Annotated in this window: 16 protein-coding genes; 7 read left to right on the forward strand and 9 right to left on the reverse strand. The window is 45.5% G+C overall.

Going from position 1 to position 20,366, the window contains the following annotated elements:
- The first annotated feature begins 64 nt into the window (after positions 1-64).
- From L4C38_RS04330 to L4C38_RS04345, 4 genes are read left to right on the forward strand one after another with little or no spacing between them, the layout of a single operon-like run.
- Positions 65-1,672 carry a carboxyl transferase domain-containing protein gene (locus tag L4C38_RS04330; RefSeq protein ID WP_428796306.1) on the forward strand — a complete coding sequence of 536 codons (1,608 nt, stop codon included), beginning with the start codon at positions 65-67 and terminating at the stop codon, positions 1,670-1,672.
- A gap of 56 nt (positions 1,673-1,728) precedes the next feature.
- On the forward strand, positions 1,729-2,511 hold the full coding sequence (locus L4C38_RS04335) for an enoyl-CoA hydratase-related protein (RefSeq protein WP_428796307.1): 783 nt from the start codon (positions 1,729-1,731) through the stop codon (positions 2,509-2,511).
- Positions 2,504-4,549, forward strand: a complete 2,046-nt coding sequence (locus L4C38_RS04340) for an acetyl/propionyl/methylcrotonyl-CoA carboxylase subunit alpha (RefSeq protein ID WP_428796308.1) — start codon at positions 2,504-2,506, stop codon at positions 4,547-4,549. The genes L4C38_RS04335 and L4C38_RS04340 overlap by 8 nt, the downstream gene beginning before the upstream one ends.
- Positions 4,530-5,432 (forward strand): hydroxymethylglutaryl-CoA lyase, encoded by a 903-nt coding sequence (locus L4C38_RS04345; protein ID WP_428796309.1) that lies wholly within the window; start codon positions 4,530-4,532, stop codon positions 5,430-5,432. The genes L4C38_RS04340 and L4C38_RS04345 overlap by 20 nt, the downstream gene beginning before the upstream one ends.
- Positions 5,433-5,555: 123 nt before the next feature.
- Here the strand turns inward: L4C38_RS04345 and L4C38_RS04350 are convergent, their stop codons facing one another.
- From L4C38_RS04350 to L4C38_RS04390, 9 genes are all read right to left on the reverse strand, one after another.
- A complete protein-coding gene (locus L4C38_RS04350; RefSeq protein WP_428796310.1) occupies positions 5,556-6,203 on the reverse strand; it encodes a methyltransferase domain-containing protein in 648 nt (215 codons plus the stop codon).
- Positions 6,204-6,305: 102 nt separating this feature from the next.
- A complete protein-coding gene (locus tag L4C38_RS04355; RefSeq protein ID WP_428796311.1) occupies positions 6,306-7,517 on the reverse strand; it encodes a phenylacetate--CoA ligase family protein in 1,212 nt (403 codons plus the stop codon).
- 9 nt (positions 7,518-7,526) lie between these two features.
- On the reverse strand, positions 7,527-8,348 hold the full coding sequence (locus L4C38_RS04360; protein ID WP_428796312.1) for an ABC transporter ATP-binding protein: 822 nt from the start codon (positions 8,346-8,348) through the stop codon (positions 7,527-7,529).
- 77 nt (positions 8,349-8,425) lie between these two features.
- Positions 8,426-9,670: an ABC transporter substrate-binding protein gene (locus L4C38_RS04365; protein ID WP_428796313.1), complete on the reverse strand. Its 1,245-nt coding sequence runs from the start codon at positions 9,668-9,670 to the stop codon at positions 8,426-8,428.
- A 63-nt stretch (positions 9,671-9,733) separates the two neighbouring features.
- Positions 9,734-10,804: a branched-chain amino acid ABC transporter permease gene (locus tag L4C38_RS04370; RefSeq protein ID WP_428796314.1), complete on the reverse strand. Its 1,071-nt coding sequence runs from the start codon at positions 10,802-10,804 to the stop codon at positions 9,734-9,736.
- A gap of 8 nt (positions 10,805-10,812) precedes the next feature.
- Positions 10,813-11,706: a branched-chain amino acid ABC transporter permease gene (locus L4C38_RS04375; protein WP_428796315.1), complete on the reverse strand. Its 894-nt coding sequence runs from the start codon at positions 11,704-11,706 to the stop codon at positions 10,813-10,815.
- Entirely contained in the window at positions 11,706-13,658 is a 1,953-nt protein-coding gene (locus L4C38_RS04380; RefSeq protein WP_428796316.1) for a long-chain fatty acid--CoA ligase, read from the reverse strand. Before L4C38_RS04380 ends, L4C38_RS04375 begins: the two co-directional genes overlap by 1 nt.
- A complete protein-coding gene (locus L4C38_RS04385; RefSeq protein WP_428796317.1) occupies positions 13,658-14,458 on the reverse strand; it encodes an ABC transporter ATP-binding protein in 801 nt (266 codons plus the stop codon). Before L4C38_RS04385 ends, L4C38_RS04380 begins: the two co-directional genes overlap by 1 nt.
- 250 nt (positions 14,459-14,708) lie before the next feature.
- Complete coding sequence (locus tag L4C38_RS04390; RefSeq protein ID WP_428796318.1) at positions 14,709-16,370, reverse strand: electron transfer flavoprotein-ubiquinone oxidoreductase; 1,662 nt, start codon at positions 16,368-16,370, stop codon at positions 14,709-14,711.
- Between the two features lie 112 nt (positions 16,371-16,482).
- On the opposite strand from L4C38_RS04390, the gene L4C38_RS04395 reads away from it, so the two are divergent.
- The 3 genes from L4C38_RS04395 to L4C38_RS04405 all read left to right on the forward strand — a co-directional run bounded on the left by L4C38_RS04395 (position 16,483) and on the right by L4C38_RS04405 (position 20,360).
- The gene (locus tag L4C38_RS04395; RefSeq protein ID WP_428796319.1) at positions 16,483-17,235 is read left to right on the forward strand and encodes an electron transfer flavoprotein subunit beta/FixA family protein; all 753 of its coding nucleotides are present in this window, start codon (positions 16,483-16,485) and stop codon (positions 17,233-17,235) included.
- Positions 17,232-18,158, forward strand: coding sequence for an electron transfer flavoprotein subunit alpha/FixB family protein (locus tag L4C38_RS04400; RefSeq protein ID WP_428796320.1), 927 nt, complete (start codon positions 17,232-17,234; stop codon positions 18,156-18,158). The genes L4C38_RS04395 and L4C38_RS04400 overlap by 4 nt, the downstream gene beginning before the upstream one ends.
- Before the next feature lie 222 nt (positions 18,159-18,380).
- Positions 18,381-20,360, forward strand: a complete 1,980-nt coding sequence (locus L4C38_RS04405) for an acetoacetate--CoA ligase (protein ID WP_428796321.1) — start codon at positions 18,381-18,383, stop codon at positions 20,358-20,360.
- Positions 20,361-20,366 lie beyond the last annotated feature (6 nt).

Consider the following 20,366-nt stretch of genomic DNA (forward strand, 5'->3'; position numbering starts at 1 on the left):
TTTCATTCATTAAAAAGCGATAAATGCAGCGATATTACCTGCACAGAATGGAGAACAACAATTCATGGCTTATCTATCAACAAAAATTAATGCTCACTCGGAACAATATCACGAGAATTATCGCTCAATGGCGGCATTGGTCGATCAACTCTATACCGTCACAGCCCAAATTGAAGATGGTGGTGGCGAAAAAGCGCGACAACACCAAAAAAACAAAGGCAAACTTCCGGTACGAGAACGGATTTTAGCGCTACTTGATCCCGGCTCCTCTTTTCTCGAAATTGGGCAGTTTGCGGGTTGGGATGTATACCCCGACTACGTGCCATGCGCAGGTGCCGTTGCGGGTGTCGGTGTTATCGATGGCACTGAATGTATGATCGTCGCCAATGATGCTACGGTCAAAGGGGGCAGCTATTACCCACTCACAGTAAAAAAGCATTTACGGGCACAAGAAATCGCAGAAAAGTGTCGCTTACCTTGTGTATACCTTGTCGATTCGGGCGGCGCCAATCTGCCTCGTCAAGATGAAGTTTTCCCTGATAAAGACCATTTTGGGCGAATTTTTTATAACCAAGCCCGCATGTCATCTAAGGGGATCGCACAAATTGCGGTTGTCATGGGGCTTTGTACTGCCGGCGGGGCTTATGTCCCCGCGATGTGTGATGTATCAATTATCGTAAAACAGCAAGGTACCATTTTTTTGGCCGGTCCCCCGCTGGTTAAAGCAGCCACTGGCGAAGAGGTAAGCGCTGAAGATCTTGGTGGCGCTGATGTGCACTGCCGTGTTTCCGGAGTAGCTGACTACTGCGCAGAAAACGACCACCATGCTTTAGAGCTAGCAAGGCAAGCCGTTAGCCAAATCAATCATGTTAAGCCCGCTCAGTTGAAACTAAAACCATCGAAACCACCACGCTTTGAGGCACAAGAACTGTATGGTGTTGTTGGTACTGATCTCAAAAAGCCGTTTGATGTACGTGAAGTCATCGCACGGACGGTTGATGACTCTCAGTTTGATGAATTCAAAGCACTGTTTGGTGAAACGTTGGTGTGTGGTTTTGCCCACATACATGGCTACCCCATCGGTATCATTGCGAACAATGGCATTTTATTTTCGGAATCCGCACAAAAAGGTGCGCACTTTATTGAGCTATGCGCACAACGCAAAATTCCATTGCTGTTTCTACAGAACATTACCGGATTCATGGTTGGGCAAAAGTATGAAGCCGAAGGTATTGCAAAACACGGTGCCAAGATGGTGACCGCTGTTGCTTGCGCTGATGTGCCTAAGTTTACCGTTGTCATTGGCGGTTCTTATGGTGCTGGTAACTATGGTATGTGCGGGCGAGCCTATGATCCAACAATGATGTGGATGTGGCCCAATGCCCGAATTTCTGTCATGGGTGGCGAACAAGCTGCGGGTGTGATGGCGCAAGTTACCCGTGATATCAAATATCGCAAAGGTGAGAGTTGGAGTGAGGCTGAAGAAAGTGCGTTTAAGCAGCCCATCATCGACCAATACCAAAGCCAAAGCCATGCATACTATGCCAGTGCTAGGCTTTGGGATGATGGGATCATCGACCCTGCAAACACAAGAGATGTGGTTGGAATTGCACTTTCTGCAGCACTCAATGCACCAATACCTGAGAGTAAATTTGGTATTTTTCGCATGTAATTTGTGCAATACGTCTACACGACAGCAATGATTAAATATTCGACATAGGATGTCACATGACTGGACTACTGCTGGAAAAAGACAGCGATGGGATTGCATGGTTAAGCCTCAATCGTCCTGAAAAGCACAACGCTTTTGACGACCAATTGATCGCATCACTGATTGATACTCTTGATGAACTAAACCAAGACACCTCAATCAAAGTGTTAGTTTTGAGTGCTAAAGGAAAACACTTCTCGGCTGGCGCAGATCTCAGCTGGATGCAATCGATGGCAAGCAAGTCAGAGAATGACAACCAGCAAGACGCGCAGCAACTCGCGCTGTTACTGCATAAGCTTGATACCTTTAGTAAACCAACCATCGCGATGGTGCATGGCGCAGCATTTGGTGGTGCGCTTGGGCTGATATGTTGTTGTGATATTGCCATCGGCACGCCCGATAGTCGCTTTTGCTTAAGTGAAGTAAAGCTAGGGTTACTCCCAGCAACAATTGGTCCTTACGTTATTCGTACCATTGGTCAACGACAAAGCCGTCGTTACTTCTTAACCGCAGAGTTGATCGATGCGGAAACGGCGCAAAACCTTGAGATTTTGCACCATATTTCATACCAGCCACGCGAGTTAGTTAACAGCATTGCTACCAAGCTAAATCAACATGGACCTAATGCATTACAAGCGTCAAAAGCACTTTGTTTGCAGTGCCACCACCATCCAATTGATAACAACTTAATAGATTATACCAGCCAAGCGATAGCGGCTGCGCGAGTCTCACCAGAAGGACAAGAAGGACTGGCTGCATTTTTTGCAAAGCGCCCAGCGAATTGGAGGAACGATGTTTAAACGAATTTTGATTGCCAACCGCGGTGAGATTGCATGCCGAGTGATAAAAACAGCCAAAAAGATGGCGATAGAAACTGTTGCTGTTTATTCAGATGCTGATCGTCGTAGTTTACACGTAAAACAAGCGGATTTTGCCGAGTATATTGGAGCGTCACCCGCCAGTGAATCCTATCTTGATGTCGATAAAATCATTCAATCCGCAATCAAATGGAAAGTGGATGCGGTTCATCCTGGTTATGGGTTTCTATCGGAAAATGCGATTTTAGCGAAAGCGTGCAGCGACAACAACATCATATTTATCGGTCCGCCAACCAACGCGATTGAGCAGATGGGCTCGAAATCTCAAGCCAAATCAATCATGGCTACCGCTAAGGTCCCTCTCGTTCCTGGCTATCATGGTGACAACAATAGCGTTGAACACTTACTTAAAGAAGCCGACAAAATCGGTTATCCAGTGATGTTAAAAGCCACCCAAGGTGGTGGCGGCAAAGGAATGCGCGTTGTCAACAGTGCCTCCGAGATGAATTTCTCGATTAGTAGCGCACAGCGTGAAGCACTCTCAAGTTTTGGTGACAAACAGCTACTGATTGAAAAGTGCATAATTAAACCCCGCCACGTGGAGGTCCAAGTCTTCGCCGACCAACACGGAAATTGTCTTTACCTCTCAGATCGTGATTGCTCTATTCAACGTCGCCACCAAAAAGTAGTAGAGGAAGCCCCTGCTCCCGGTTTATCCGATCAACTGCGTAAGAAAATGGGCGAAGCTGCCGTACTGGCGGCAAAGGCGATCGATTACGTTGGTGCTGGTACTGTCGAGTTTTTGCTCGATAACAGCGGTGAGTTCTATTTCATGGAAATGAACACACGCTTGCAAGTAGAGCACCCTGTAACGGAGCTAATTACTGGGATTGACTTGGTTGAGTGGCAGTTTAACGTTGCCGCGGGTGAACAATTGCCAATGAGCCAACAACAAATTACTCATACTGGTCACGCCATCGAATTGCGGATTTACGCCGAAGATGCGCAAAATGAATTTATGCCTTCAACCGGCAAAATCACCTATTTATCTGAGCCTTCTTCACATAGTGATGTGCGTATTGATAGCGGGGTAATACAAGATGATGTGATCAGTGAATTTTATGATCCTATGATCAGCAAACTTATCGTTTGGGGTGATAACCGCAACATTGCGTTGGCGCGTCTTAAGCAGGCACTAAACGATTATCATCTTCTCGGTGTCACCACCAATATTGGTTTTCTGCACAGTGTTATTTGCCAACCTGCTTTTGCCAATCTTGAGTTAGATACGGATTTTCTAATTAAGCATCAAAACTCTATTCAACAACACCAAACTATAGACGATTCAATTTGGCTGACTCTCGCCGCGATTGCACGTTGGAGTGAAATCAATTTAGTCGCAAATAGCGAGGGATTGCCTTTGCCTACACAGCAAGGTTTTAGGCTCTCGCCACAACGACTGTATCGCTTTAACTTCACTACAGAGCAAACTAACAGTGAAGTGATCCTCAGCCAATCGTTAGCTAGCCCACAACCCCTCCAGTCGATGGCTATCAAGGTAGAGGTCAATGATCATCAATATGACGTTTGCCTGCTGGAACAGAGCAATAAGCTATCCATTGATATTGATGGCGTTCGTCATTATTTCCACCGATTAATCAGAAGCGATGAAACCACTGTTTTCTATCATGGTCAGCAGCGAACCTTCGCCCATCAACCTAATTTCGAATCCAAACAAGAGACCGACGAAGATTTGAACCCAACCGCGCCACTCAACGGCATTATCTCTGCTGTACTGGTCAATAAAGGCGAGCAAGTAGCAACGGGCACCCCTTTGTTAGTGCTTGAGGCGATGAAAATGGAATACACCATCTCAGCCTCACAAGCGGTAACTGTCGAAGAGGTATTTTATCAGTTAGGCGAACAGGTGCAGCATGGATCGGTATTACTGCAACTATCTCCCAACAACGACGATAGTACTGACGACATGGAGGTCGAACATGCTACCAGAGAAAGCTAACATAATTGAAGTTGGTGCCAGAGATGGGCTGCAAAACGAAACCACCGTTACGCTGAGTGACAAAGTCGACCTCATTAACCAGCTTAGTTTAAGTGGCTTAAAGCACATTGAAGCTGGATCTTTCGTTTCGCCCAAGTGGGTTCCGCAAATGGCAGATTCAGCGCAAGTGTTTAGTCAGATAAACCAGCAACCAGGCGTTATATATAGCGCCTTAACACCTAATATGGCAGGGGTAGAGCGAGCCATTGAAAGTGGCGTTAAGCAGATAGCCGTATTTGGTTCGGCTTCTGAAACCTTCAGCCAAAAGAACATTAACTGCAGCATTGCCGAAAGCCTCAACCGATTTGACCCCGTCATCGACCTTGCCAAACAACACGGCATTCCAGTGCGTGGGTATTTATCTTGCACTATGGTTTGCCCTTACGAAGGCCCTGTCTCTCCAGCGCAAACCGCGCTAATCGCTAATACTCTTTTTGAGATGGGTTGCTATGAAATTTCACTCGGCGATACCGTAGGAAAAGGCACGCCAAACCGCGTTATCATGATGCTCGATACATTGCTCAAGCAACTACCCAAAGACGTACTAGCGGTGCATTTTCATGATACTTATGGTCAAGCTTTAGCCAATATTTACCAAGCTCTTCTTATGGGAATAAATACCATTGATAGCGCTGTCGCTGGCCTTGGTGGTTGCCCATATGCACAAGGTGCGAGTGGAAATGTCGCGACTGAAGATGTGCTCTATTTGTGTGAAAACCTTGGTATCGAAACTGGCGTTGATCTGAACCTCATCAACCAAGCTGGCTGGCAAATCTGCCAAGCGTTAGGTAAAAAGCCGATTTCCAAAGTGGCACTTGCACTGGGCGACCCAAATAATCACTAGTCATTTATTTGGGCTAACAGACCGCAATTTATTGTTTTTGAATACGCTAGTTTAATAGTATATTTCAATCGATATAATTGCGGCTTAATAACACGCTAAGCACCTTATTACCTGAGGCTTGGGCTAGTATTTTTTCCAAACCATCCAATACTCTTTGTCTTTAAACACAGCGACACTATCTTCAACTCTTGAGCTGAACTGTAATGAGAATGACGTTGCCAGCCACTGAGGAAGCTCGCCCGAACGCAGACAAAATGGCGGGAAACGCGAGCAGTACTCATCACTAATGACAAAGTAGCCGATCAAATAACCGCCACTTGGCAGTAACCTGTTCACCATTTGGAAATAATCAGCCCATTTATCACGAGGTAAGGCAGCGAGAAATGCACGTTCATAAATAACGTCAAATGGCTGAGAAAAACACGCTTCGAATACATCACCATGCTGGACTGAACCTGCATAACCACCCAATTTTGCTTTGGCTAAATTGACCGCTTCTTGGCTGTAGTCCATTGCTGTCACGAAATACCCTTGATCAACAAAGCTCACCACTTCATAAGCTGCGCCACAACCGGGAATAAACACCGATTTATGATCTCGCTTACTTTGCCCTAGCCTAGCTAACTCATCTTTACTGACATATGACTTTTCGATGGCTAAGTGGCGAGCTAAATCATCAGGAGTTTTACTCCGATCCCAAGGCATACGCCCTTGGGCAAATAGTGCATCCCAAAACCTAGCATCCATTGGTGGGCCATCAACAACTTTCATTCCATTCTCCCCAAGCAAAAGCTCACTAGCTCTAGTTATTAAAAGGGGCACTGCGATATCACAGTGCCCCTTCGTTTATAAACATTTTTAGACTTTCTCAATTTACATATCGCGTAAATCATTGATTAGCGGTTGTTGCGTGTCTTGTTGATTTGGCACAAATAACACGTCCCCTTTTAACTTGGTAACAGATTGCATGGTCGCTTGTAGTTCATCGGCGGATACATGGCTGTCTTGGCAGAAAAATGTAATCGTATCTTTAAAGTTCTGGCGCTCAATCACCAATGACCCTTTAATATCGTGTTGGCGGCATATCTCCTGCACTTGATGTGGGTAGACGAATAAGCCTTTCACTTTCACTGCTGAGTCTGCTCGACCTAACCACCCTTTAAGCCGCATATTGCTTCGCTGCGACTTTTCATTGTTAGGCAACTGTGCAGATAGATCTCCGGTTGCGTATCGAATCAAAGGGAATTTGTCGTCCAGCGATGTAACAAGTACTTCGCCAATGTCTCCTAGTTGCACTGGAACGCCTTCAGGGTCGACTATTTCAACAATAATGTCTTCCGCTACAACCAACCCCAATTCACCATCAACCTGATAAGCTATTAAACCAAGTTCCGCACTGGCATAGGCTTGTGAGACAGCAATACCTACATCCGAAAATACCTGCAGCATATCCGCCGTCACGGCTTCACCAGAGACCAATGCCTTGCTAATACTGCATGAGTCTCCATGCAATTCTTGATAGCGAGTAAGCAACGCAATTAAGAATGAAGGCGTTCCGGTATAGCCTGTTGGCTGTAGTTGATTTATCGCTTCGATTTGCGCGTCGGTATTCCCGACTCCCGCAGGAAAAACCGCACAGCCACAAGCTCTTGCCCCGCCATCCATGATGAAACCGCCAGGGGAGAAATGATAAGACAGGGTGTTGTGCACTAAGTCTCCCGCACGAAAACCAGCTGCATGAAAAGCGCGCCCCATACGCCAATGATCCAGTTCGTTACTTTGGCTTTCGTACAGTGGACCGGGAGATTGAAACACCCTAGCCATTTGTCCAATGTTCGCACTATTGATGCCACCAAAAGGTGGGCGTTCCTTCTGCTGTGCGGGCAGATTGAACTTACGAGTAATAGGAAAGCGCGATAAATTCTCCCGACTTACCGCAAGCTTTGGGTCTAAATCAGCAAAAATAGCGGCATAGTGTTCACTGTTGCGCTTGGCGTGTTCAATAAGTCTTGGTAATCGCTCAAATAAATCTCTTTCACGCGCCTGTGCTGATTGATCCTCTTTAGCATCAAATAAATCGCTCATAACCACTCCTTATAACCATCGCTTACGGCGTTTATAGGACTTCAAGTTCTTGAAGCTTTTACGCTCGCCATCTCCACCACCAAGGTAAAACTCTTTCACGTCTTCATTGTTCAGTAGCGCATGCTTACTGCCATCTAACACAATTTTTCCTGACTCCATAATGTAGCCATAGTCTGACGCTTGTAGTGCAAAATTGGCGTTCTGCTCGACCAACAACATGGTAATGCCATGCTCTTTGTTGATCTTATTGATAATGCCGAACACTTCTTTAACCAATAATGGCGATAACCCCATTGACGGCTCATCAAGTAGTATCATTTTTGGACGAGCCATGAGCGCACGACCAATAGCCAGCATCTGTTGCTCGCCACCCGATAAGTAACCCGCCAATCCCGTTCGCTCTTTCAAGCGAGGGAAATAGTCGAACACCATTTCAATGTCTTGCTCGACCTCATTGTCTGAACGCGTATAAGCGCCCAATCGCAAATTCTCAATCACCGTCATGTCTTCAACGATTCTTCGCCCTTCCATAACTTGGAAGATACCGGAACGTACGATCTCTTCTGGGCTTTTGTTATCGATGCGCTCGCCCATGAAATTAATTTCACCACGAGTTACTTCGCCGTCTTCTGTTTTAAGTAACCCTGATATCGCTTTAAGGGTGGTTGATTTACCCGCACCATTTGCACCCAGAAGCGTGACAATTTGCCCTTTGGGCACTTCTAGGCTCACACCACGTAATACCAGAATGACTTCGTCATACACCACTTCAATGTTGTTCACTGAGAGTAATATTTCAGCCGGTTCAATCTCTTTTGCTAATTCGCTCATCAAGCCGCTCCCTGCTCGGTGAGGGTTTCCCCTCACCATCTTTAACTTAGTAACTAATAGCTTATTCAATGAGTAACTTAGTACCCTAACCAATCATCACGGCGTGACAATGTAACCTCAGCCACTTTATTGATATCAACGGCTCCACCTTGGTTGTTACCCATAAATACGTTCACAGTTGTCGTACCGCGGTGATCATCTGGCTGCCAGTTAGCTGGGATACAAACCCCCTCTAAACCTTGTGGTACCCAGTTTTCACGGACATACATGCCTTGTTTGATATTCTCACCCGTGATACCACCATTGGCTTTCGCCCATTCCATCGCTTCTTTCATGTAGAAAGCCGAGCAAACACCTCGAATGTAGTGATGAGTACGGAACTGATCAGGCTGTGACGCGGACTGCTGCGAGATTTCACGTACTAAAGTCATCCCTTGCGTTTCATCGCCCCAAAATGCTGTCATACCTGGGAATACGTAATCTTTTAGACCGTCACCAGCTGCTTCCAGTACGGGTTTATCCCCGCCCCAAATGTTCGCCATGTACTGAAATTGTGTACCAACCGTATTGCAAGACTTAACTAAGGAAATAACCGAACCGCCAAGATTGGCAATGTAACCATAGTTGGTACCTGACTCTTTAAGCGACAAACATTGCGCTTTGAAGTCACCCGGCTTTAATGAAACAACCACAGGGTTTTGTACTTCGAATCCAAGCTCTTCAGCATATTCAGCACAGGCTTCTTTTGGCGCGTTAGGGAATGGATGGTTGTCACCAATGTGGGTGAATTTTGGTGCATCTTGGTTGCCCTTCGCTTCCCAATCATCTTTTGCCCATTTCACTAGTGCGCGACAAGCATCAGAATACGATGCACCGTAGAAGAAGTTATAAGGTGCTGGTTTTGCCGTTTTGGGATTCTTTCCGGTTGGATCCGTTAGGTGCCCTGAATAAGAAGCAGAAAACACCGGGACTTTATCTCTAGTGACGAAAGAGATTAGCGCTTCTGTATCTGCCGTGCCCCAGCCCTGCATAGCGACCATGTCTTTACGCGCCACCCAACGCTTATAGTTTGAAATAGCCACTGGCACCTTGTACGCCATATCGACCGTTTCAAATTCAAGTGCTGTACCATCTATCCCGCCATTATTGTTAATCCATTTTAGCGCGTCGCGCACTCCAGAACCGTATGGTTTACTCACATAAGCAGTGGGACCGGAGAAATCAACCAAGTGCCCAACAAATACTGAATCCTCTGCCTGAACTTCGGTAGTTAACAATGCTGAAGACAGCACCAACGTTGTCGCTAAATATCCTTTGTTCATAACTAGTTGTCCTTGTTATTTAGGTAGTTTTCACGCAAGTACATAAGTACTGTTTGAAATTGATTAATAAGAGAATGGGTAATGTTTCCAGTACGCTCGAATCTGCTGCCAGCGGTGCGCTAAGCCCTGAGGTTCGAAAATTAGGAACAGCATGATGACAAGCCCGACAGCCATCTCCTTCATGTAGGCCAGACCGTCAACGAATTCCGTTGAGGTGCCAAACGAAGACAAGCCTGCTACACCAAACTCTAAAACTTCAGGTAATAACACGATAAATACCGTGCCCATCAAGGTACCTTTTACCGAGCCCAAGCCACCGATAATGATCATGGCTAAGAACTGTATCGACATCATGATGGTGAAGCCCTCTGCTGATACAAAGCCCAAGTAATGCCCATACAGAGCGCCACCAATACCAGCATAAAAGGCACAGATACCAAACGACAATAAACGGTACTTGGTCAAATTTATCCCCATAATTTCGGCTGATAAGTAGTGGTCTCGTACTGAGACAAACGCACGTCCGTCACGTGAACGAATCAGGTTTGACGCCCATAAGTACATAAAAATCAGCGCAAACAGTGCGATGTAGAAAAAACTCTCATCACTGAAGAACTCAAAGCCAAACAAGTTCACTGGGTTGGCACTAGCGCCGTACGAACCGCCACTGAACCAACTTGCCCTAGCAAAAAAATCTTCAAGGATGAACTGTGCCGCTAGCGTTGCTATCGCTAGGTATAAACCTTTGATTCTTGCTGCAGGTAGCCCAAACAGCATTCCCACTATCATTGTCAGATAACCTGCCATTGGAATCGCGAGAACGACGGGGATATTGAACTGGTTGTTAAGCCATGCCGAAGCAAAGGCACCAAATCCAAAAAATGCGCCATGACCAAGTGAAATCTGCCCGGTAAAACCAACTAAGATATTCAAACCAAGTGCTGCTATTCCTAGGTAGGAAATTTGAATAAACAAATTGAGCACATAAATATCAAGCACCAATGGTGCCGCCAACATGGCAATGACACTGGCAATCGCAAGTGAGCGAATCGTCTTGGTTTCAAAAATCGGCGTATCATTTCTGTAGGTGGTACGAAAATCACCACACGGACGCATACTAAGTTGAGTCATCATATTTCTCCCTAAATGCGCTCAATATCTTTGGTACCAAACAGGCCGTAAGGCTTGAAGGCAAGAATGATCAACAGCACATAGAAAGGTGCGATGTTATAGAGGTTACCCACATGCAGGTATTGGCTATCAACGAACTCAGCGAGATTTTCCAACAGCCCAATAATGATACCGCCAACAATCGCGCCAACGACTGAATCTAACCCGCCCAGAATGACAGCTGGGAATACTTTGATGCCGATAATTGACAGTGCATCTGAGACACCATTAACGATTCCGATCACGATCCCTGCTGTCGCAGAAACCATCGCGGAAATAGCCCAACTCACTGCAAATACTTTCTTAATAGAAATACCGAGACTTTGCGCCACCTGCTGATTGAAGGCCGTGGCACGCATTGCCAAACCCGTTTTGCTGAATTTAAAGAACCAGTAGAACGAAACCATAATGATCACAGAGAAAATCAAGCTGAGAATGTAAGCAAACTCAACATTAAGCCCGCCGATGTTGACCACATTGGTTTCGAATACTTGAGGGTAAGACACTGCCGATACACCGAAGATCCACTTCATTAGTGCTTGGAAAAACATCGATAATCCAATGGTGACCATGATGACAGAAATGATGGGTTCACCTATCAGTGGACGCAATACGATGGTTTGTACTGCAATACCAAACACCATCATAAACGCTAAGGTCAAAACAAAGCCGATGACGAATGGCAGTTGCAAATAGACCAATGAAGCCCAGCAAACCCAAGCACCGATGAGAAGAAATTCTCCTTGCGCAAAGTTCACCACTTGGGTTGACTTATAAATCAACACGAAACACATGGCGACAACGCCATAGAGCATGCCAACTATCACGCCATTGATGACGAGTTGCAGTAATAAATCCGTATTCACTATGCGATCCTCCGTTGTTCGCTTTCCAATGTTGGCAGCTCATGCTCAATGAGCGTTTCAACCACTAGCGATGTTTTGATTCGTGTTTTGGTTCCATCCTGATAAGTAATAACGGTATCTACATCCACCTTAGGTTCGTCGCTGTAGATAGTGTCGATAATGTCGCCATATTTTTCAGCGACCACGCCACGGCGTACTTTTCGAGTACGAGTTAGCTCGCCGTCATCTGCATCCAGTTCTTTGTACAACAGAATGAATTTGCTGATTTTTTGCGCCTCAGGCAGAGACTCGTTAACTTTGAGAACTTCATCTTTAACAGCTTGATAAACTTCCGGTTGTGCGGATAGATTGGCGTAGTTTGTAAAGGCAATGCCTTTTTGCTCCGCCCACTTAGACACAATGGCATAGCGGATACAGATGATGGTTGATAACCAAGGCTTGTCTTTGCCAATAACAACGGCTTCAGCAATATAAGGTGAAAACTTCAGCTTATTCTCAATAAACTGGGGCGAATATCGGTCACCGTGGCTGGTTTCTGACATGTCTTTCAAACGATCAATCACGACCAAATGACCTGAATCTTTGAAGTATCCTGCGTCACCGGTATGCATCCAACCATCACGTACATCTTCATCAAATGCCGTCATGTTATTGAGGTAGCCAGTAAACATGCCGCTACTTTTGGCGATGATTTCCCCAACACCATTGGTATCTGGGTTAATCACTTTCACTTCGGCATTATCAAACGCCACCCCTACTGAGTCATAATCGACATCGCCAGCTTGATGCACTGTATAGGCTCCACACATTTCGGTTTGCCCGTACAACTGCTTAAGTGGTATGCCAATCGCTTGTAGGTAGCGAAAAGTGTCTGGACCCATTGCAGCGCCACCCGTGGCAGCAGAGGTTAAGTTAGAAAAACCTAATCGGTCACGCAATGCTCGAAGCAAAATCCAATCCGCCAATATCGAACGCTTACCTTGTTCCAAAGCTTTATTCGCCAAGCTCATGCCGATCTTGTACATCTTTTGTTTAAAAGGCGTTGAATCCATCATGCGCGCAGAGACATCCGCAACGATGTTTTCCCATACCCTTGGGGCAAGCAGAACAAAATGAGGGCCAATTTCACGCAGGTCCGACATCATGGTTTCTTGTTCTTCAACAAAGTTGATAACCTGACGGGCAATAAGTGCCTGACCAACAACGTAAACCTGCTCCATGATCCATGGCAAAGGCAACACAGAAACATAGTTATCACCCGGTTCACGGGGATCTGCTCGTAAATAAGCCGCGCAATGATCTAAAAAAGTTCCGCTATGCAGTAAAGCGAGTTTTGGTTTTGATGTTGTACCTGAGGTGGTACACAAAATTGAAAGGTCACTACCCTTGGTTGATTCAACCATAGTTGGGTATTTATTCGGTTCCGCTTTATCGATCTCTTGACCTCTTTGATAAATTTTTTCCACATCAATCAAACGAGGGTCATCATACTTTCGCATTCCGCGTGGGTCGCAATAAACAATAAACTCGACGCTTGGGATTTCATCTCCTAGCTCTAAAAGCTTGTCACACTGCTCTTCATCTTCCGCAATAATAACTTTAGCTTTTGCGTAGTTTATTAAATATGCCACTTCGTCATGCATTGAATCTTGGTAGATTCCCAATGAGTAAGCTTTCACAGCATGAGCAGATAACTCACCCCAAACCCATTCCGGTCGGTTATCACCCAACAACCCCACTGCATCACCTTCGCCAATACCAAGTTCTTGCAACGCGAGAGACATCCATTTAACTCTGTTTTGATAATCTAGCCAGGTAAACTCTCGCCAAATACCAAATTCTTTTTCACGCATGGCCACCTGCTGTGGCCAATGGGTAGCATTGTGTTGTAACACTTTAGGAAAAGTATCTAAGGTAGTAACATCTGCCCAATCATTACGCTGTTGTGCCATTATGCACTCTCCTCTAATGTTGGTAGTTCTTCACCTAGATAAGCTTTCTTAACATGCGGATTTTCCATTACTTGCTCTGGGTCACCCATCGCTATGTGTTTACCAAAATCAAGCACTAAGACACGGTTGGATATATCCATCACTACACCCATATCGTGCTCAATCATAATGATGGTGATATCAAGCTCTTCGTTCAGGTCCATTATGTAGCGCGCCATGTCTTCTTTTTCTTCCAAATTCATACCTGCCATTGGCTCGTCGAGCAGCAGTAATTTTGGCTTCAAAGCAATTGCCCTTGCGAGTTCAACACGCTTACGTAGCCCATAAGAAAGCGTACCGGCCGTAGCTTTACGGATATGTTGAATTTCCAAAAAGTCGATCACCTCTTCAACGTATTTGCGATGAGCCATCTCTTCTTTCTGCGCATTCGAAAACCAATAAAGAGGTCCCGTGACAAAATTATTTTTTAGGAGGTGATGGCGCCCGACCATGATGTTGTCGAGTACCGACATATGTGAGAAAAGCGCAAGGTTTTGAAATGTTCGCCCTAATCCTAACTCGGCGCGTTGGCTAGGCGTTCGTTTGGTGACATTGTTACCTGAAAATACCACTGACCCCTTATTCGGAGTGTATCGACCAGAGATGCAGTTAAGCATTGAGGTTTTACCAGCACCGTTAGGCCCAATAATCGAAAAAATCTCTTTTTCATTCACATGAAAGCTCACGTCCGTTAAAGCTTTAACCCCACCAAAGGACAATGAAATATCGTTTACCTGCAACAGAGGCGTTTCCGATACCATAATTGATCTCCCTATCGTTTTTATAAGTGCATTCCGTTGATAACTATCTGAAATATAATTAAGTTTGATACAGGCATTCGCTTCAACACCTATGCATCAACTTGTAAATCCAGTTTACGTAAACGTTAACTTCAATTCAGAATAGTGCCTCGTTGTATAAGTTGCAATCCAGTTCACTATGAAAGATTTGAACTAACGCAAACTTTAAGTAAATAAATTGTTAAATATTTTAGATTGTTTATTGCGGCGATTACATGTTTGGATAGTTAGGTCCACCACCACCTTCCGGTGGAGTCCATGTAATGTTTTGACTCGGATCTTTAATGTCACATGTTTTGCAGTGAATGCAGTTAGCCGCATTGATTTGCAGCTCAGGGTGTTGCCCGTTGTGCACTATTTCATACACGCCCGCAGGGCAGTATCTCTGCGCAGGCTCAGCATAAAGCGTCAAGTTTTGCTCAATGGGTATCTGCTGATTGTTCAATCTCAAGTGACAAGGTTGGTTTTCTTCATGGAAAATATTGGAAAGATAAACTGACGAGAGGCGGTCAAAGCTTATCATTCCATCCGGCTTGGGATAATCAATTGATTGACTATTCGCAGCTAAAGCAAGCGCTTGATGATCAGGCGTATCACAACGCACATTCCACCCGGCTTTACCACGCAACACAGTTTGCTCGAGCAGTGCCAAGCTTCCGCCAAGCACGGAGCCAAAACGATGTATTCCGCTAGCGAAATTTCGCGCTTGATACAGCTCTTCATATAACCAAGACTGTTCAAAGTGGCGCTGATAGTCAGCTATGCTCGTATGACTTTCCAGTGCTTCAAACACAGCTTCGGCGGCGATCATGCCTGATTTCATCGCCGTGTGTGTGCCTTTAATTTTTGCCGCGTTAAGCGTCCCTGCATCACAACCGATCAACACGCCCCCCTCAAACTGCTGGGTAGGCAACGAGTGCAAGCCGCCTTTGGTTATCGCTCTCGCACCATAGCTGATTCGTTTGCCATTTTTGAGATGTTTCTCAATTAGTGGGTGATGTTTAAAACGTTGGAATTCATCAAATGGACTCAGGTGCGGGTTGGCATAATTCAAATCGATGATTATCCCCACCGCCACTTGATTACCCTCCAGATGATACAAATAACTCCCGCCCGTGGCTTGATTTGCTAGTGGCCAACCTAATCCGTGTAACACTAAGCCTTGCTGGTGCTGTTCTGGTTGTATTTGCCAAAGTTCCTTAAAGCCAATTGCGTAGTGTTGGGGCGAGCTATTTTCCGCCAAATTATATTTTTTAATCAGTTGCTTACCGATGTGCCCACGCGCACCTTCAGAGAACAGAGTAAATTTTGCCCGCAACTCAATACCCGGTTCGAAATTTGGCTTTCTCTCACCTGATTTATCTAAACCCATATCACCGGTGATCACACCACAAACTCGGTTTTCATCATTGATAATTGGTTGATTTGCACTAAAACCAGAATAGATTTCCACGCCGAGAGCTTCAGCCTGTTCGGCCAACCAACGACATAAATTTCCAAGACTGATGATGTAGTTGCCATTGTTGTGCATCGTCTTTGGAACCGCCCACTGTGGTAACTGATAGCCGCTTTTATCACTAGTAAAAAAACATGTTTTATCTTGCTTCACAGGGGTATTTAGCGGTGCTCCCTTGTTATGCCAATCAGGAAATAGCTCATCTAGACTGCGCGTTTCAAACACCGCTCCTGACAGGATATGGGCGCCAACTTCCGAACCTTTCTCAACCACGCAAACAGAGAGTTCTTGACCATTCTCTATTGCGAGTTGCTTCATTCGGCACGCGGCAGACAAACCTGAAGGACCAGCCCCCACTATCAGTACATCGAACTCCATGTAGTCTCTTTCCATGGTTAATCCCTTTTTCACTTCCATGTTGCGAACGTGTTAAATATCAATATATTTAAAGTTGACGCAAACGTAAAGGTAAATTAACATTCTTTTAAAGACACCATCACATAGTCTTCACTGTAAAAAGGAATCTAACGTGAAAATACTAGTGCCAATTAAGCGAGTCATCGATCCCTACACTAAGGTTCGCGTAAAGTCAGATAACAGCGATGTTGAAACCAACAACGTGAAAATGACCATCAATCCGTTTTGTGAAATCGCCGTAGAAGAAGCCGTTCGGCTTAAAGAGCAAGGCATAGCTGAGGAAGTTATCGTCGTTAGCGCAGGAGAAAAGCAGTGCCAAGAGCAACTGCGAACTGCGCTTGCTCTGGGGGCTGATCGTGCAATTCATATCGAAACCGACCGCAATATTGAACCACTGATTGTCGCTAATTTGCTAAAAGCCATCGTCGAGCAGCAGCAAATTGAACTGGTTATTACCGGTAAGCAATCAATCGATACTGACAATAATCAAGTCGCGCAAATGCTTGCAGCCTTGCTGGATTGGCCGCAGGCAACGTTTGCTTCCAACATCACCTTTGATCAGCAGCATCTTCAAGTTGTTCGAGAAGTAGATGGCGGTTTGATGACTGTTTCCATGCAGCTTCCAGCTGTGATTAGCACCGATCTTCGCCTAAACGAGCCTCGCTTTGCTTCATTACCTAACATCATGAAGGCAAAACGTAAGCCACTAGACATAATTACGCCTGATAGTTTGAACGTAGATGTGGTCTTTAGCCAAACCATTACTGAAGTGACACCGCCAGCGCAACGAAAATGCGGGGTTAAGGTGCAATCTGTCGAAGAGCTTATCGACAAACTACGCAACGAAGCCAAGGTGATTGTATGAAAAACTTAATCATTGCAGAGCATGACAATCATGATCTTCACGTAGATACACTGAGAGTCGTCAACGCGGCAAGCCAAGCTAGCCGAGACAACACGTTATTGGTTATTGGCTATCAATGTGATTCGGTCGCACAACAAGGGAGCAAAGTGGATGGTGTAACGCAAGTTATATGCCTTGATGACGAGTCATATCAGTACCAATTTGCCGAGAGCATTGCCCCTATTGCGACAAATATCGCCGAGAATTATCAGGGCATCTGGCTCAGTTCGTCATCAAAAGGAAAAGATATCGCGCCTAGAGTGGCGGCAAAATGTGGCGTGGGACAAATTTCAGATATTGTACAAGTTGTCGATGAAACTACCTTCATCCGCCCAATTTATGCCGGAAATGCGTTTGCCAAAGTCACCACCAGTGACTGCATACGTGTTGTCACCGTACGCGCTTCTGCGTTTGACCCTGTTGAATGTTCAAATCAAGTCGATGTGATCCATCAGCAAGTGTCTCTGCAATCACCTCTCGTTCAATTAGTATCGGTCGATAAAACCGAATCAGAACGCCCTGAATTAACGGCAGCGGAAGTTGTGATTTCTGGCGGTCGTGGTGTGGGTAGTAAAGAAAACTTCGCTTTAATTGAGCAAGTAGCAGATAAACTTGGCGCAGCCATTGGCGCGTCACGCGCGGCGGTTGACGCTGGGTTTGTTGCTAATGATTTGCAAGTCGGTCAAACAGGTAAGATTGTAGCGCCTAAACTTTACATAGCGGTGGGTATTTCGGGTGCCATTCAGCACCTTGCCGGGATGAAAGAGTCGAAGGTCATTGTAGCGATAAATAAAGACCCTGACTCACCTATTTTCGAAGTGGCCGATTACGGTCTGGTGGGCGATCTATTCGAATTGCTGCCGCAACTCGCGGAACAACTCTAGCTCGAACACCACGAGAAGACAGAAAAACCGCAAAGGGATGAGATTGGGCTATTCATTCCCTTCAATGCTATATATACCCAAGAAACTTGAAGATGCAGGTAGGCGGCAGGTAAGAAAGCCCCTGAGCATAGGTGAACTATGTGATTGGGGCGCACGAACACAGCCAACACCGCTGCAACTTCAAGTATGACGGGTATACCCAAATTAATCGCAGAGGGCACTATGCCAAACCCATCACCTATTTGGTCACCGTCAGCCGAACGTATTGCAAATAGCAACTTGCTTGGTCTTATCGAGCAAATTAACGACCAATTAGATAGCAAATCGATTACGGACTACGCATCACTGCATCAATGGTCAATAAGCGACAGTGCCGCCTTCTGGCAACGTACTTGGGATTTTTGCGAGATTGTTGGTGATATGGGTGACACCATTAATGCTATTGGCGAACCAAAATGGCAACAGCCTAGTGCCAATCGGGATACGGTATGGTTCCCTAATGCTGAGCTAAATTATGCTGAAAACCAGCTCTCCCACGCAGACAAAAACCCTCAACAACCAGTAATACTATTTAGTAATGAATCAGGTGAACAGAGACGATTGAATGGGCAACAACTGCTCGAACAGGTATCAATTGTTCAACAATGGCTTACTGCCTGTGGCATTGAAAAAGGCGATGTGGTCGCCGGCTACCTGCCCTATTTAGCTGAAAGCGTTATCGCGATGCTCGCTACGGCAAGCCTTGGTGCGGTTTGGACATCTACTTCGCCAGACTTTGGCGTAGATAGCGTGGTTGAACGCTTTGGGCAAGTAGAACCCAAAGTGCTATTTTGTTGTAATGGTTATCGCTTTGGCGGGAAAACCTTCGACATGACGGACAAAAACCAAGCGGTTAGCAGCAAGCTAAGCCGTAAAATTGTGGTGTGCGAAATTGAATACATCACCAGTGAAGAACGCCACGCGCCAGTTGGCTTTACCTCTTGGCGATCATTAGCAGATACCTATCAACCTCAGGATCTTGATTATCAGCGCGTCGGATTTAACCACCCGCTGTTTATCTTGTATTCATCCGGCACCACCGGGCAACCCAAATGCATTGTTCATTCAGTTGGTGGTACATTGCTCAACCATGTAAAAGAGCATCAGTTGCACTGTGATATTAAACCGAATGACAAGGTGTTCTACTACACCACCTGCGGTTGGATGATGTGGAACTGGCATGTCTCTTCATTAGCCAGTGGCGCAACGTTAGTGATCTATGATGGTAGCCCCGTCTATCCTGACGTATCGGTATTATGGCAATTGGTGGACGACCATTCCGTATCATTGTTTGGCACTTCGGCTAAATATTTGGAAGCATTAGAACATGCCAACTATCAACCAAGAACTCAGCACAATCTAAGTACACTCAACACCTTATGCTCGACGGGTTCAGTACTTTACCCCGAACAATTTAGCTATGTTTACGATGCTATAAAATCCGATCTGCACTTGGCTTCGATCTCGGGTGGCACTGACATTTGTGGTTGTTTTGTTCTCGGTAATCCTATCTCGCCTGTTTACAAAGGTGAGTGCCAATACGCTGGGTTGGGTAATGACATCCAAATACTCGATGACGATGGCAAAGCATTAGTACAGCAACGAGGAGAATTGACTTGTACCAATTCGTTACCTAATTTCCCCATCGGTTTTTGGAAGGACACTGGTGAGCGTTATCACAATGCTTATTGGAACAAATTCAACGACATCTGGCACCACGGTGATGATGTGATGCAAACGGCTACTGGTGGCTTTATTTTCTATGGGCGCAGTGACGCAACACTTAACCCAGGCGGCGTGAGAATTGGTACCGCGGAGATTTACCAGCAAGTGAACAATCTGCCGGGAATAGAAGACTCAATTGCGGTTGGCAAATTGAATCAACAATCGGAAGAAATATGGTTGCTAGTGAAATTAGACTCTCACAGCGAACTCGACCAAAAACTGACTGATCTAATTTGCCAAACCTTAAAGGCTAAATGCTCACCACGTCATGTACCACGCAGGATTTTTGCCATCAGTGACATCCCAAAAACCCGTTCAGGAAAATTGGTTGAATTGGCGGTCAAGCAAGTGGTTAATGGTCAAGCGGTTAAAAACCTTGGAGCCATTGCAAATCCAAAGATATTGGATGAAATTAAACGATTGTGCGCGAGAAATTAGATGTAA

The sequence above is a fragment of the Vibrio kasasachensis genome, from assembly GCF_050337565.1.
GTDB classification, from domain to species: Bacteria; Pseudomonadota; Gammaproteobacteria; order Enterobacterales; family Vibrionaceae; genus Vibrio; species Vibrio kasasachensis.